Raw genomic sequence first — 14,504 nt, 5'->3', positions numbered from 1 at the left:
GGAATGGTATATACTTAACCAGGATAATAATTTTTTAAATTTAATAAATATGTTTACTTTACATTTAAATTAGGGTATTATAATAAAAATATTCAGACTTATGAAGGGGGGAGAACATTTGAAAAAAATCTTGTTTTTAAAAGCTTCTATTTTATTTTTAGCGATTGCAAGCTTTCATTTGCTCTCCATTCCCCATGCGTTTGATACTGCTCATCATTTTAAAGCGGTAGCCGACCAGCAGGAAATGCACGAAATGAAGGCCGGCCAAAATGCTGATGATGAGAAAAAATCGCTGACGGGCTCATATATCTTGACGGCGCTTTTTGCCGCTTCTGTCTCACTGATCGTGATATCAGACAGGAGACGCCCCGCTTCCCGGAGAAGACAGCGAAAGAAAAGCTTTTTAATCGCTAAATTTTATCAGTCCTCGTATTTCGATGAGCTTCATGTTCAACATCGCCTATCTATGTAACATAAAATGAGGAGGTTGTTAAACATGTTGTTTATCTTACGAATGGTGATTTTAGGGTTGTTTTCATTCACCGCATTGAATTTATTTGTATGGCAGGGAATCGAAGTCATTCACGCTATCACTGACTTATTCGGCAACCATGAAAGCTAAATAGTAAAACCTCCGCTCAATGAGCGGAGGTTTTTTTTATTTTATTTTTACTTTTAAACATCAGACGCGGGTATACGCCATACATCTGTTACCGGCCCTGTCTCATCTTCATCGGTAAAGAAGGAACCGTTGCTGTATCGGTCATTCGCCCGCAAGGACTTCACGGGGATTTCGATTCTCTCGCCTTTTTCTGTTTCCGCAGCGATCATGTCGGCCAAAGCGCACGCGAATACGCCGACAACACGATGCGGGTTCTTTTTAAGCTCACGCAGCATGATGACACCGCGCTTCGCTCTGGATGTTTTTTCGAATTCAGATAGGTTCATCCGCTTGATTGCTCCCCGCTGTGTGACAAGGACAAGCGAATCTGTCTCATGCAGGATTTGTCCTGATACGACGGTATCACCGTCTTTTAAATTTATGCCCTTTACGCCGGCCGCACGGGCACCGACTACATTTACTTCATCTTCACCGAACCATAAACCGTACCCGAGGCGGGTGGCGATAAACAGCTGGCTGCCGCCGTCTGTGACATGAACATCAATCAGCTCGTCGTCCCCTTTAAGGTTAAGGGCAACAAGCGCTTTCGAGTAACGCTGCGCTTTGTAATGCGTCATTTCAGTTCTTTTCACCATGCCGTTTTTCGTCATAAACAATAAATATGAAGATGGATCAAATTCTTTTACCGGTATAGCTTTCACGATGGTTTCATCACGGTCAATCGTGATGATGTTCGTTACGTGCTGCCCCATGTCTTTCCACCTGATATCAGGAAGCTGGTGAACCGGACAATAAACATAGCTTCCCTTATTGGTAAAGAGCAGGAGAACATCCGTTGTATTCATTTCAAATTGGTGAATCAGCCTGTCAGTATCCTTCATACCGAAATCCTGGCCGTTAGAAGCGGCAAATGACCGCTGGCTTGTTCGTTTTACATAGCCGTCTTTTGTGACTGTCACATATACGTCCTCAGAGGCAACCATGACTTCAAGATTGATTTTAATTTCCTCAATTTTCTCTTCAATGACAGACCGTCTGCTGTCAGCATAGGTCTTTTTCAATTTTTTCAGGCTGCTTGTAATGACTTTTAACAGCTTTTTATCATGACTTAAAATGGCTTCGAGCTCCTGAATTTTCTTGCTGAGCTCTTCCGCTTCCTCTTTTAACGCCGTAATATCCGTGTTTGTCAGACGATACAGCTGCAAGGATACGATCGCTTCGGCCTGCGGCTCCGTAAATGCGAATTTAGACATTAAGTTTTGCTTCGCATCTTTCTTGTCGCTGCTTGCCCGGATGACGGCTATGACCTCATCTAACACAGACAGTGCCTTCATCAGTCCTTCAACGATGTGGTGCCGCTCTTTTGCTTTTTGCAATTCAAAGACGGAGCGGTTTGTCACCACTTCCTTCTGATGGGAAATATACGCATCCAGGATGGCCGTAAGACTCATCAGCATCGGCCGGCGGTTATGTATGGCGACCATATTAAAGTTATATGTTGTCTGCAGATCAGTGTTTTTATATAAGAAGTTCAGAATGCCTTTTGCATCGGCTTCTTTCTTTAACTCAACGACCACCCGAAGCCCCGTGCGGTCAGTTTCATCCCGGACTTCAGAAATGCCTTCAACTTTTTTGTCTATGCGGTATTCGTCCATTTTCTTTACAAGATTGGCTTTGTTTACTTCAAACGGAATTTCTGTAATGACGATCTGCTCCCGTCCGCCTCTTACGGATTCCACTTCAGCCTTGCCGCGGATAATAATTTTGCCTTTACCGGTTTCATAAGCCTTCCGAATACCGTCGACTCCTTGAATAATGCCTCCTGTCGGAAAGTCAGGCCCTTTAATCACCTGCATCAAGTCATCGACGGTGCAATCCGGAGATTCAATCCGTTTAATGACAGCATCAATGACCTCACCCAGATGATGAGGGGGAATATCAGTCGCATAGCCCGCCGAAATCCCGGTTGATCCGTTGACAAGCAAGTTAGGGAACATGGCGGGCAAAACAACCGGTTCTTTACTAGTGTCATCAAAGTTCGGAACGAATTCAACCGTATTTTTATCAATATCACGCAAAAGCTCTGACGCGATAGATGATAATCTCGCTTCCGTATAACGCATGGCAGCCGGCGGATCACCGTCAATGCTTCCGTTGTTGCCGTGCATCTCAATCAGCACATTCCGCACTTTCCAATCCTGGCTCATCCGCACCATCGCTTCATAAACGGAACTGTCACCGTGCGGATGATAATTACCGATAACGTTTCCGACCGTTTTCGCCGCTTTACGGAAATTTTTATCGAATGTATTTCCGTCTGCGTGCATGGCGTATAAAATTCTCCGCTGCACCGGCTTTAAACCGTCACGAGCGTCGGGCAGCGCCCTGTCTTGAATAATGTATTTACTGTAGCGTCCGAAACGGTCGCCGATTACTTCTTCTAACGGTAAATCATGAAATAATTCTGGCTGTGCCACTATTAAACCTCCTCAGCGACCGACAAGTTTTCATTTTCTAAAATATTGCTTTCCTCATCTAATCCGAAGGCAACATTCTTTTCAATCCATTTTCTTCTCGGTTCTACTTTGTCTCCCATTAATGTCGTTACGCGGCGCTCTACCCGTGCCGCATCGTCGATCTTGACTCTGACGAGCGTTCGCGATTCGGGATTCATCGTCGTTTCCCAGAGCTGGTCTGCGTTCATTTCTCCCAGACCTTTATAGCGCTGGATGGTATACCCTTTGCCGACTTTCTTTAAAACGCCGTCCATTTCTTCGTCGGACCAAGCATATTCAATAATCTCTTTCTTACCGCTTCCTTTGCTCACTTTGTAAAGAGGCGGAAGGGCGATGAAGACTTTTCCGTGCTCGATTAAAGGTTTCATATAGCGGTAGAAAAACGTTAACAGCAAGACTTGAATGTGTGCGCCGTCGGTATCCGCGTCCGTCATGATAATGATCTTGTCATAGTTGATGTCGTCTATCTCAAAATCTGCGCCGACACCGCCTCCGATCGCATGAATAATCGTATTGATTTCTTCATTTTTGAAGATGTCTGCAAGCTTTGCTTTCTCTGTGTTGATGACCTTTCCGCGAAGGGGCAGCACGGCTTGGAATTTCCGGTCTCTTCCCTGTTTTGCAGAACCTCCCGCAGAGTCTCCTTCCACAAGATACAATTCATTCTTCGCCGGATTTCTGGAACCGGCCGGTGTGAGTTTTCCGCTCAGCGTCGCTTCTGATTTTTTTCGCTTTTTGCCGCTTCTCGCTTCTTCTCTCGCTTTACGGGCCGCTTCACGGGCCTGGCTGGCTTTAATCGCTTTTTTGACAAGCAGGGTCGCCGTATCGCGGTTTTCTTCCAAGAAATAAGCAAGATTCTCGGAAATAACGGCATCCGCGGCGGATCTCGCCTCACTTGTGCCAAGCTTCCCTTTCGTCTGGCCTTCAAATTGCAGCAGTTCCTCCGGGATACGCACGGAAATGATTGCGGACAAACCTTCCCTGATATCGGCGCCTTCAAGGTTCTTGTCTTTCTCTTTTAAAAGGGCGACCTTTCGCGCATACTCGTTAAACGCTCTTGTCATTGCCGTTTTGGCTCCTGATTCGTGGGTGCCGCCGTCCTTTGTTCTGACGTTATTAACGAATGACAGCATATTTTCTGAATACCCGTCATTAAACTGAAACGCGAAATCGACTTCAATGTCATGGTGCTCGCCTTCAAAGGAAACCACTTCGCATAAAGCGTCTTTTTCCTCGTTTAAATAAGCGACAAATGCTTCAATTCCGTTCTCATAATAAAATACTTCTTTTACGCCGTTCCGTTCATCAATTAATTCTATTTTCAAACCTTTTAACAAGAAAGCCGATTCGCGCAGACGTTCTGACAGCGTGTCAAAATTATAAACCGTTGCGCTGAACATTGACGGATCAGGTTTAAAATGGGTAAGCGTTCCCGTTTTTTTGGTCGTTCCGATTTTTTCAAGTGAAGTCACGGGCTTGCCGCCGTTTTCAAACCGCTGTTTATAAACATATCCGTCACGCTCAATAGTAACTGTCAGCCACTCCGATAATGCGTTTACGACAGATGCGCCGACACCATGCAGACCGCCGCTTGTTTTATAGCCGCCCTGTCCGAATTTCCCCCCGGCATGCAGCACGGTGAAAATAACTTCCGGCGTCGGCTTTCCGAGCTTATGCATCCCGGTCGGCATTCCGCGTCCTCTGTCCTGTACAGAGATGCTGTTGTCCTTATGTATCGTTACGATAATATGATCTCCGTAGCCGGCAAGAACTTCATCGACGGAATTGTCGACGATCTCATATACCAGATGGTGCAGGCCGCGTGCGTCCGTCGAACCAATGTACATTCCCGGTCGTTTTCTGACGGCTTCCAGGCCTTCAAGCACCTGTATGGCATCTTCGTTGTAATCAAATTGCTGTTTTCTAGCCAAACGTACAAACCCCTTTCAAAAAACCTGCTCTTAATCATTCTCTTTTTTAAATGTTTTCATGTCTTTGTTTTTCAGTATGCGCAAGCTTCGGTCCAATTCTCCTCGGACTCACAATTATAACCAATATGCTTGATTTCGCAACATATTTAAGCGAATGGCTCGTTTTTTAGGCCGCAAGACATACATTCGAACGGCTTTTCATCTTTTTGGTGCCCTTTTCGGCGGATAAGAACATGAGTTCGCTTTCTATTATATAGCTTTATGCGGGCCATCGCAAACAGACTGTAAACCCCTGTATAAAGGGGTTTCTAAAAAAGCTGTTCATGCTTTATTGTATCTGTTTCATCATCATACGCAAAGAGTATTCTTTCAATAAAAAAGCAAAAACCCCTGATTTGCCAAGGATTTTTGCCTTTTTTGTTCCTATTTTATAACAGCGCGGGCGACTTTTATACATAAATCCATAACAGCCGTCCGTCCTTTGTCTGTAATCATGCGATACGCTTCTTCATTTGCAAGACCCTGCTGCGCCCAAAAAACGGGAGCGTCCGTCTGTAAAAATTCTTCAGCGACGCCGGGAAGCTGCTCAGAGCGTCTGAACACATTCACGATATCAATCGGTCCTTCCACGTCTTTTAATGAAGCGACGGCTTTAACGCCAAGCGCCTCATCAATCGTTGGATTGACGGGAATAATTTCATACCCTTCATCCTGCATCGCTTTGGAAACCATGTAAGAAGTCCGGTCGGGACGGTCTGACAGCCCGACGACTGCGATCCGTTTGCTCCGGTCCAGAATTTCTTTAATCTCTGATTTTGAAGGATTTTGCATCTTTACCATCTCCTTTTGATATATTGTACATGAGCGCGACGCCGGAATCAAAAAAAGCGCTTTGTCAGCTTAATTCTCAAAAAACTTGTCATCAGACGGTAACAACTCGTGTTAAAATAAAGTGAAGGGACATTGAAAAGGAGAAATGTAGATGTTGATTGCTTTATTGATTATTTTGGCCTATGTAATAGGCAGCATCCCGTCAGGTTTAATCGTAGGCAAACTTGCGAAAGGGATCGATATTAGAGAACACGGAAGCGGCAATTTGGGCGCTACAAATGCTTTTCGCACGCTTGGCGTTAAAGCGGGATCTGTCGTCGTCGCAGCCGATATTTTAAAAGGCACCCTGGCCGCGGCGCTCCCATATTTACTGCACGTCCCCATTCATCCTCTTCTCGCAGGGGTGGCAGCAGTGATCGGCCATGTATTCCCCGTGTTCGCAAAGTTTAAAGGAGGCAAAGCCGTAGCCACATCAGGGGGCGTCCTGCTGTTTTATGCTCCGCTGTTATTCGTTACGATGGTTGCAGTATTTTTCGTATTTTTATTCCTTACGAAATTTGTTTCTCTGTCTTCAATGTTAACAGGGATTTATACGATTATTTACTGTCTGTTTGTAAAAGACCCTTATTTATTAATCGTAGTGACGCTCTTGACCGCGTTTGTTATCTACAGACACAGGGCAAACATCAAACGGATTATAAACAAAACAGAACCGAAGATCAAATGGTTTTGATGAAACTTCAATTTTGACATCAAAATGCCATATGCGTTTATAATAGAGATAATTTCTTTATATGAGAAACAAAAAGGGAGTGTTCCGGATGAACATGAAAGTAACGAAAGGCGCGCTGGATTGGTACAAAGAAGAGCTCGATCTGGAAACAGGCGACCATGTCCGTTTCTTTGTCCGTTACGGGGGATGCAGCAACGTTCAGAAAGGCTTTTCTCTCGGCATTTTAAAAGACCGGCCGATGAACATCGGCACCAGCACGGAAGTTGAAGGCATTACCTTTTTTATTGAAGAAAGCGACTTATGGTACTTTGATAATCACGATTTGTCAGTCACATATTCAGATCAGGCAGAAGAGCCGATATTTGATTATGTGTAAAAAAAAAGAACGCAGCGGATGCGTTCTTTTTTTTACAGCCTGAACCTTTTGAGATGATCAGTCAGACGTTCTTTTTCTAATATGCTTCTTTGCGTATCACCGAGCAGGTCAAAGTGGGGAAATTCATTTTTATGGTGAATCCACTCCGGCTTCAGCCCGTACTCCGCTCCCCATCTGATCAGTTTATTGAGATCGCTTGAACCGGCCTTCGTCACGGTCTTAGCCTCCGGAAAGCGGTCGTCCAGCCAGTAATGCGTTAAAAAAGCGATTTTCCCTTCCGATACATCCCGCTTCCACCTTTCCAGTTCCTTACGCGTAATTCCAAATGCCATAACTGCAGCCGCTCCTTATTTTTTTGCCTTTTCGTAAGCGGCATGCCAATCAGGAAAAGCCTTGCGAAACTGAATCGGTTTGAAGCTCTCTTTATCAACGCATATATGAGAGGATGTCGCTTTGATGGCAAGTTCTTGATCCGGATTATAGATGTGGTAGCCGTAAACGGTTTTAAATCCGTTGTATTCTTCAATCCAAGTATGTACGACAGCCGTTTCTCCGTAGCGGAGCGGCTTTTTATAAGAAATGCTGATATCCAATACAGGGGACAGCACTCCTCTATCTTCCATATCCTTGTAAAGGAATCCGAGTTCCTTAATCAGCGCCGTTCTGCCGACCTCCATCCAGACTAAGTAATTGGCATGATAGACGATGCCCATTTGATCTGTTTCCGCATAACGCACTTCTATTTCTTTTTTTGACACATGCAACGTTCTCTGCTCCCTTATTATCAGATTAGCCCCATTTTATCACAACGAGCCGGAAAGAGAAAAAAACCAGGTTTCCCTGGTTTTTATTATGATTGATAGCCGTTTTCTCTTGCAGCCGATTCATCCTGGATTTCACTGCGGAACGATTCAATGCTTTCATTGCGTCTGGCATTCTTCTCTTGAATGCGCTGTTTTTCCTCATCTGTCGCAAATTCCATTGATTCTTTGGCTTCTTCTATATTTTCAATTGTATTCTGGACCATATCCTGCAGCTTTTCAACGTTATCGGAACGGTCATCCGGATTCGGTTTTTGATAATTGTTTGTCATAATGTCTGCTCTCCTTTGATGATGTTATTCGCCTTTCGTCTGCATGACAATCGGATGTCCGTTTGACTTGTCATGAAACTTTTCCCCTTTGTTGCGTTTATATTTAACGGGTTTTGTCCCTAAGTGGCTCGGAGCGTATTGCGGCTGGCCGTCTTTCTTGTTTATGCCCATGTTCATCCCTCCTTAAGAGTATATTTTGCAAAAGGAGGTGCAAACATGACTGCAAATTAAAGGTTATTTTTGTTTGAACCGCTGCTCCAGCTTTTCTTCAAGCTGATTCAAATATTCCGTATTGGTCATCAGCTCACGTTTATTTTCCATAACCAATTCATGAAAAGAACGTTTTCGCATTTTTTTCAATCTTCTCACCTCCGTGTTTTCATTCATTTTTTCCAATTTTTCAAAACCTAAGCCCTTCACAATAAAAAAACTGAACCTCTATTTGAGATCCAGTTTTTCTTTCATTTCTTTTTTTGTCATCGTGCCTACGCGAATGTGCTGAATGGTTCCTTTTTCGTCTAATATGTATGTTGTCGGATAAGAAAGCACGTTGAAATCTCCGTTAATTCCGCTTTTGTCAATCAGAATAGGAAATGTCAGCTGATAATGATCAGCAAATGATTTAACAGCCTGTATATTTTTTTCAGAGGACGTAAAATTAACGGCTACTACCGCAATATCAGGATATTCTTTCTGCAGCTCCTGCATATCGGGCATTTCCATTCGGCACGGCTTGCACCACGTCGCCCAGAAATTGAGGAGCACTTTTTTTCCTTTATAATCAGAAAGGGAGATACTTTTTCCTGACAATGTATCAAGTGTAAAGTCAGGGGCTTTCATCCCTTCTTCTGTCCCTTCTTTCGGACTTTTTTGTACAGAATAAATGTTCCAGCCCGCATACACTAACAACCCGATAAGTAACATTCCGCCCAGCCATTTCGCAAGCATCTCAAGGCCTCCCGCATAAAAAGAGAGAAAGCAGACTGCTTTCTCTCTTTTGTTCATTCTGCTACTGTTTCATTTTATCGCGAAGCACCATTTGTAAAATGCCGCCATGGCGATAGTAATCAATTTCCACTTCACTGTCAAAACGGACAACAACTTCAAATGTTTTTACCGTACCGTCTTCACTGATTGCTCTGACAGTCAGCAAGTCGCGCGGACGTACAGATTCATCAACATCCACCTCGATGACTTCCTTACCGGTTAAGCCGAGTGTATCCGCGTTTTCACCCTGTTTGAACTGGAGCGGCAGCACACCCATGAAGACGAGGTTGCTTCTGTGAATTCTTTCAAAGCTTTCGGCAATGACTGTTCTGATGCCGAGCAGGTTTGTTCCTTTTGCAGCCCAGTCACGTGAAGAGCCCATTCCGTAATCTTTTCCGGCCAGGACGACAAGGCCCGTTTTATCTTCTTTATACCGCATGCAGGCATCATAAATAGATGTCACTTTCCCGGTAGGCCAATGTGTTGTGTATCCGCCTTCTGTACCCGGTGCGATTTGGTTTTTAATGCGGATATTGGCGAATGTTCCTCTCATCATGACTTCATGGTTTCCGCGGCGTGAACCGTAAGAGTTAAAGTCACGAGGAGAAACGCCTTTTTCCTGCAGGTATTTGCCCGCCGGTGTGTCTTTTCCGATCGCTCCGGCCGGAGAAATGTGGTCAGTCGTCACAGAATCGCCGAATTTGCCGACAACGCGAAGTCCTCTTAAAGGCTCAACTTTTCCCGGCTCTACAGACATTTCCTCAAAGAACGGCGGGTTTTGAATGTAAGTGGAATCCTGATCCCACTTGTACAGCGCTTCATCCGTCGTTTCGATTTCGTTCCAGCGCTGGTTGTCGTCAAATACCGTTTCATACTCTTTGCGGAATAATTCCGGCGTAACAGTCTGTTTGACGAGAGAATTGATTTCATCCATGGACGGCCAGATGTCATCGAAATAAACATTTTGTCCGTCATTTCCGACACCGATCGGATCCGTTTTCAGGTTGATATTCACAGTGCCTGCTAATGCGTATGCGACAACAAGCGGAGGTGACGCAAGGTAGTTTCCTTTGACAAGCGGATGGATCCGTCCTTCAAAGTTTCTGTTACCCGACAAGACAGAAGTGATCAAGAGATCATTTTTAGCAACCGCTTCTTCAATCTCTGGAGAAAGCGGGCCGGAGTTCCCGATACATGTCGTACAGCCATACCCTACGAGGTTAAAGCCGAGCTCCTTCATGTAAGGAAGAAGGCCTGAGTTGACTAAGTATCCAGTAACAACCTTAGACCCCGGTGCAAGTGATGTTTTAACATAATTCGGCACTGTCAAGCCTAATTCTACCGCTTTCTTGGCTACCAATCCGGCACCGATTAATACATAAGGGTTTGATGTATTCGTACAGCTTGTAATAGCGGCGATTGCAATCGCCCCTGTTTTCATAACCGCATCTTCACCGCTGTTAAGTTTAAATGAAATTTCTTTGTTCTCTTCAGCAGCATCCGCTCCAAATCCTTGGTTGCCGGCCGGGCTGACAAGATGTTTTTTAAACGTTTCCTGCATAACGGAAAGCGGGATTAAATCCTGCGGACGTTTCGGTCCTGAAAGGTTCGCTTCGATTTTTGACAGATCAATTTCCACAACGTCTGTAAAAATCGGCTCTTCCGCGTCAGGCGTATAGAATAAACCGTTGTTGCGGCAGTATGCTTCCACAATATCGATCTGCTCTTCTTCACGGCCGGTCAGACGCAGGTAAGAAAGTGCTTCCTCGTCAACCGGGAAGAATCCGCAAGTCGCTCCGTATTCCGGCGCCATATTGGCAATAGTCGCACGATCCGCAAGCGGAAGCTCAGCAACACCAGGACCGAAGAATTCAACAAATTTATTGACTACGCCTTTTTCACGCAGCACTTGAGTGACTTTCAGCGCCAAGTCAGTCGCCGTCGTTCCGTTAGGCAATTTTCCGACAAGTTTCGCGCCGATGACCTCAGGAACAGGGAAATATGAAGGCTGGCCGAGCATTCCCGCTTCCGCCTCAATACCGCCGACACCCCAGCCGAGGACGCCGATTCCGTTAATCATTGTTGTATGGGAATCTGTTCCCACCAGAGTATCAGGATATGTCACAAGTTCTCCGTCTTCCTCTTTCGTATGAACGACACTTGCCAAAAACTCAAGGTTTACCTGGTGAACGATACCTGTTGCAGGCGGAACAGCCTGATAATTGTTAAACGCTTTCTTTGCCCAGCTTAAAAATTTATAACGTTCTGCATTTCTTTCGAATTCTAAGTCCATATTAATGGCTAACGCGTCTTCCGTACCGGCTTTGTCGACTTGTACGGAGTGGTCAATGACCAGGTCAACCGGAATTTCAGGATTGATTTTATCAGGGTCTCCGCCGACAGAGGCCATGGCTTTTCTTAAAGATGCCAGGTCAACTACGGCCGGAACGCCGGTAAAGTCCTGTAGAATAACCCGTGACGGTTTAAACGGCACATCGATATCTTTTAATTCAGCAGTACCCCATCTTGCTAAATTTTCAACATGTTCTTTTGTAATGACACGTCCGTCTACCTGACGCAAAACGGATTCCAAAAGAACCTTAATAGAATAAGGAAGTTTTGAAACATTGCCGACCCCTGCGTCTTCCAATGCTTTTAATGAATAGTAGTTGTATGTTTTCCCATTTGAAGAAAATGTTTTTCTTGCTTGGAAAACGTCTTGTGTTGCGACTTTTTGCTGATTTGTCATTCTCCAAAATCCCCCTTCAATGATCAAGATCGTTCTTTAGATGAATGTTCACATTCCATCACAATTTTCTCACAATTTCATCTTAGTATAAAATCATACATAAGTAAATATCAATGTTTTTATTAAATACAATAAGATCGTCTTATCAGCATGATTGTCGGTAAATTTTGTCCGATTTTCCGCCTCATACAACGGGCTGTAAAGAGCCATATTAATGTTGAGGTGATGATCATGGTAAAACGGAAAGCCAATCATGTCATTAACGGCATGAATGATGCGAAAAGCCAAGGCAAAGGCGCGGGCTATATAGAAAATGACCAGCTCGTCCTGACGGAAGAAGAACGGCAGAACAATAAAAAAAGAAAAACAAACCAATAGCCGGAACACCTTAAAAAGGAGGCTTTAACATGACAAATAAAAATACGAGTAAAGATATGCATAAAAATGCTCCGAAGGGCCATAACCCCGGCCAGCCGGAACCGCTGAGCGGAAGCAAAAAAGTGAAAAACCGCAACCATACAAGACAAAAACATAATACAAGCCACGATATGTAAAACAGACCCCGGTGTCTGTTTTTTTTGTGCCATTCACCCATTCAAAGCTTCTGCATACGTTATAGCAAGGCTTTTTAATATGGAGGGATGCTTCCATGAATCACTCAAAAAACGCTGAAGAATTTGATGATACGGAAGAATGGCTGCGGCAATTTTACGAGGACCCGTATGCTTGGTATGACGAGACGCTGCCGATCGATCTATATGAAACAAGCCGTCAATATATCATTGAAGCCGACCTGACGGCGCTGAAGCAGGTGCAAGCGATAACCGTCACTCTTTCGGGGAATGAATTTATGCTCTCTGTTAAAACGCTTGAACGGACGTTAAACAAACAAATGGTGCTTCCTTTTTATCTGTATGACAAACATATTTTCACTGATTTCACCAACCATATTCTGACCGTCTCCATGAACAAGGAGCCAAATGAGACTCCTGCCTCTTTTTCCTTTCAATTTCCTCTATAACATAAAAAAGCCGCTTTCATCCCTCAATGGAAGCGGCTTTTTTGTCCGGTCATATCAGTCATATACCCTCAAAGTGAATCTCCCATGGCCAAATAGCAGAATCACTATACGATAGAATATGTTCTAGCAACCGGAATGACTGGACATCTATCATTTTTTCTATTCTTTTTTTTCATGTGTTCTTCTATTCTGTCTTCGTTTACAATATGGTTAAAGTAAGGAGGAGATAGAACAATGCTGGAAGGCTGGTTTATGTGGTTTATTTTATTTTGGGTCATCGTGATGATCGGATTGCTGTCTATCGGCGGGTTTTTTATGTTTCGAAAATTTTTAAAACGCTTACCGAAAGAAGACGGCCGGTCAGAACTGGATTGGCAGGACTATTATATTGAAAAAAGCAGGCACTTATGGAATGCGGGTGACAAGGCGTTTTTGGATGAATTGGTCGCCCCCGTGCCGGAGCTCTTTCGGGATGCAGCCAAAGCGAAAATCGCCGGAAAAATCGGTGAACTTTCCTTAGCGGAGGAAGCTGAACAAATAAACCGTGATTTAATCATCAGGGGTTACATACTGGCCACTCCTAAGCGTGATCATCAATTTTTAAAAAAGCATCTCCGTGAAAAACAGATTGATCTTACTCCTTATCAAGCCCTGCTCAAATAAAAAACCTTTCCGGCGGACGGAAAGGTTTTAATTCATCTGAATATCAGCGGTCTTCAGTTCATTCGAAAGTTTGCGGTAAGACAAAAACATCGCGATGCGCCACGGGACAATCATTCCGAAAGCAAGAATCCAAAACATTCCGCTTAAAGCTCCGTAATCAATCGTCGTGCTCAAAATGGATTTCATAGCGATTCGGATAACCAGCAAACCAATCAGGATAAACACAAACGCTTTTGACCGTTTTAAATAGATTTCATTATTTTTAATCTCAAATTTAGATGTTTTAATCAGAAAAATAGAGAAGATCACGCCCAGCGTAATGGCCTCCAAAAATTCTTCGCCCGTCACTCTGAAAATCGGAAAAAGGAACATAAGCGCTCCCGTACTCATGAAAATCGGCGGGAGAATTATTTTTTTAGGTGAAGCGGGCTTGTCGGAGGATTTAATCCTGACGATCATCACGGAAATTGCCATGGCCGCTGCAATAACGGATGAAATTATAATCATCATCTTTATCATTCCTTTGCTTGCACGGAGTTTGATACTATATACTATACTCCAAAAACATAAAAAAAACCAATTTGAAAAGAGAACACGTTTACGTTCCCGTTACCCGGCCTACGGCCTCCAGCACTTTAGATGCTTCAAACGGTTTAACGATAAAGTCTTTAGCGCCTAATTCAATCGCTTCCAGAACGATCCGCTGCTGCCGCATGGCGGTGCACATGATGATCCGGGCTTTCGGGTCAAAAGCTAAAATATCCTGCAGCGCCTGTATACCGTTTTTGACCGGCATGGTAATATCCATAGTCACCAGGTCGGGACGGATTTTTTGATATACTGCCAGAGCTTCCTCACCGTCAGCCGCTTCCCCGGCCACTGTGTAATTCGCCGATTCCAGAATCTCTCTGATTTTCACCCTCATGAACTTGGCGTCATCTACAACTAAAACTCGTGTCATATTCCCCTCCACATATTTAAC

20 protein-coding genes are annotated in these 14,504 nt (G+C 44.2%); 8 read left to right on the top strand and 12 right to left on the bottom strand.

Annotated elements, in window-relative coordinates:
* Nucleotides 1–118: 118 nt before the first annotated feature.
* Both MY7_RS07975 and MY7_RS20025 read left to right on the top strand, forming a co-directional pair.
* Nucleotides 119–472: a hypothetical protein gene (locus tag MY7_RS07975; RefSeq protein WP_003153956.1), complete on the top strand. Its 354-nt coding sequence runs from the start codon at nucleotides 119–121 to the stop codon at nucleotides 470–472.
* A 24-nt stretch (nucleotides 473–496) separates the two neighbouring features.
* A complete protein-coding gene (locus MY7_RS20025) occupies nucleotides 497–622 on the top strand; it encodes a hypothetical protein (protein ID WP_007410313.1) in 126 nt (41 codons plus the stop codon).
* A gap of 53 nt (nucleotides 623–675) precedes the next feature.
* On the opposite strand, the gene parC is transcribed toward MY7_RS20025, so the two are convergent.
* The 3 genes from parC to MY7_RS07960 form a co-directional block, all read right to left on the bottom strand.
* A complete protein-coding gene (gene parC / locus MY7_RS07970; protein ID WP_007611775.1) occupies nucleotides 676–3,099 on the bottom strand; it encodes a DNA topoisomerase IV subunit A in 2,424 nt (807 codons plus the stop codon).
* A gap of 2 nt (nucleotides 3,100–3,101) precedes the next feature.
* Nucleotides 3,102–5,069: a DNA topoisomerase IV subunit B gene (gene parE, locus MY7_RS07965; RefSeq protein ID WP_007611767.1), complete on the bottom strand. Its 1,968-nt coding sequence runs from the start codon at nucleotides 5,067–5,069 to the stop codon at nucleotides 3,102–3,104.
* A gap of 423 nt (nucleotides 5,070–5,492) precedes the next feature.
* Nucleotides 5,493–5,900: a CoA-binding protein gene (locus MY7_RS07960; protein ID WP_007410316.1), complete on the bottom strand. Its 408-nt coding sequence runs from the start codon at nucleotides 5,898–5,900 to the stop codon at nucleotides 5,493–5,495.
* A 151-nt stretch (nucleotides 5,901–6,051) separates the two neighbouring features.
* Between MY7_RS07960 and plsY the strand changes: the two genes are divergently transcribed.
* Nucleotides 6,052–6,633: a glycerol-3-phosphate 1-O-acyltransferase PlsY gene (plsY, locus tag MY7_RS07955; RefSeq protein WP_007611761.1), complete on the top strand. Its 582-nt coding sequence runs from the start codon at nucleotides 6,052–6,054 to the stop codon at nucleotides 6,631–6,633.
* An 88-nt stretch (nucleotides 6,634–6,721) separates the two neighbouring features.
* On the top strand, nucleotides 6,722–7,009 hold the full coding sequence (locus tag MY7_RS07950) for a HesB/YadR/YfhF family protein (protein WP_007611760.1): 288 nt from the start codon (nucleotides 6,722–6,724) through the stop codon (nucleotides 7,007–7,009).
* Nucleotides 7,010–7,041: 32 nt separating this feature from the next.
* On the opposite strand, the gene MY7_RS07945 is transcribed toward MY7_RS07950, so the two are convergent.
* From MY7_RS07945 to acnA, 7 genes are all read right to left on the bottom strand, one after another.
* Complete coding sequence (locus tag MY7_RS07945) at nucleotides 7,042–7,341, bottom strand: hypothetical protein (protein WP_007611759.1); 300 nt, start codon at nucleotides 7,339–7,341, stop codon at nucleotides 7,042–7,044.
* Nucleotides 7,342–7,356: 15 nt separating this feature from the next.
* A complete protein-coding gene (locus tag MY7_RS07940; protein WP_003153973.1) occupies nucleotides 7,357–7,773 on the bottom strand; it encodes a YbgC/FadM family acyl-CoA thioesterase in 417 nt (138 codons plus the stop codon).
* 86 nt (nucleotides 7,774–7,859) lie between these two features.
* Nucleotides 7,860–8,102, bottom strand: coding sequence for a small acid-soluble spore protein Tlp (gene tlp / locus MY7_RS07935; protein WP_007410320.1), 243 nt, complete (start codon nucleotides 8,100–8,102; stop codon nucleotides 7,860–7,862).
* A 24-nt stretch (nucleotides 8,103–8,126) separates the two neighbouring features.
* The gene (locus MY7_RS07930; RefSeq protein WP_003153977.1) at nucleotides 8,127–8,273 is read right to left on the bottom strand and encodes an acid-soluble spore protein N; all 147 of its coding nucleotides are present in this window, start codon (nucleotides 8,271–8,273) and stop codon (nucleotides 8,127–8,129) included.
* Nucleotides 8,274–8,336: 63 nt separating this feature from the next.
* Nucleotides 8,337–8,462: an FbpB family small basic protein gene (locus MY7_RS07925; protein WP_012117651.1), complete on the bottom strand. Its 126-nt coding sequence runs from the start codon at nucleotides 8,460–8,462 to the stop codon at nucleotides 8,337–8,339.
* Nucleotides 8,463–8,540: 78 nt separating this feature from the next.
* Complete coding sequence (locus MY7_RS07920) at nucleotides 8,541–9,050, bottom strand: TlpA family protein disulfide reductase (RefSeq protein ID WP_029325930.1); 510 nt, start codon at nucleotides 9,048–9,050, stop codon at nucleotides 8,541–8,543.
* 61 nt (nucleotides 9,051–9,111) lie between these two features.
* Nucleotides 9,112–11,838: an aconitate hydratase AcnA gene (gene acnA, locus MY7_RS07915; protein ID WP_007611738.1), complete on the bottom strand. Its 2,727-nt coding sequence runs from the start codon at nucleotides 11,836–11,838 to the stop codon at nucleotides 9,112–9,114.
* A 231-nt stretch (nucleotides 11,839–12,069) separates the two neighbouring features.
* On the opposite strand from acnA, the gene sspO reads away from it, so the two are divergent.
* The 4 genes from sspO (at nucleotide 12,070) to MY7_RS07895 (ending at nucleotide 13,522) form a co-directional block, all read left to right on the top strand.
* Nucleotides 12,070–12,216, top strand: a complete 147-nt coding sequence (sspO, locus tag MY7_RS07910) for an acid-soluble spore protein SspO (protein WP_003153982.1) — start codon at nucleotides 12,070–12,072, stop codon at nucleotides 12,214–12,216.
* Between the two features lie 29 nt (nucleotides 12,217–12,245).
* Nucleotides 12,246–12,392 carry a small acid-soluble spore protein P gene (locus MY7_RS07905; RefSeq protein WP_003153984.1) on the top strand — a complete coding sequence of 49 codons (147 nt, stop codon included), beginning with the start codon at nucleotides 12,246–12,248 and terminating at the stop codon, nucleotides 12,390–12,392.
* Nucleotides 12,393–12,487: 95 nt separating this feature from the next.
* Nucleotides 12,488–12,859, top strand: a complete 372-nt coding sequence (locus MY7_RS07900) for an Hsp20/alpha crystallin family protein (protein WP_007611737.1) — start codon at nucleotides 12,488–12,490, stop codon at nucleotides 12,857–12,859.
* A gap of 234 nt (nucleotides 12,860–13,093) precedes the next feature.
* Nucleotides 13,094–13,522: a DUF2621 domain-containing protein gene (locus tag MY7_RS07895; protein WP_007611736.1), complete on the top strand. Its 429-nt coding sequence runs from the start codon at nucleotides 13,094–13,096 to the stop codon at nucleotides 13,520–13,522.
* 27 nt (nucleotides 13,523–13,549) lie between these two features.
* On the opposite strand, the gene MY7_RS07890 is transcribed toward MY7_RS07895, so the two are convergent.
* The gene (locus MY7_RS07890) at nucleotides 13,550–14,041 is read right to left on the bottom strand and encodes a CcdC family protein (RefSeq protein ID WP_007611735.1); all 492 of its coding nucleotides are present in this window, start codon (nucleotides 14,039–14,041) and stop codon (nucleotides 13,550–13,552) included.
* 79 nt (nucleotides 14,042–14,120) lie between these two features.
* Nucleotides 14,121–14,483 (bottom strand): response regulator, encoded by a 363-nt coding sequence (locus tag MY7_RS07885; RefSeq protein WP_007410327.1) that lies wholly within the window; start codon nucleotides 14,481–14,483, stop codon nucleotides 14,121–14,123.
* Between the last annotated feature and the right edge of the window lie 21 nt (nucleotides 14,484–14,504).

Source organism: Bacillus sp. 5B6, from assembly GCF_000259405.1.
GTDB lineage: Bacteria > Bacillota > Bacilli > Bacillales > Bacillaceae > Bacillus > Bacillus velezensis.
Note: the sequence above shows the minus strand (reverse complement) of the source record. Positions and strands in the feature narration are given on the sequence as shown.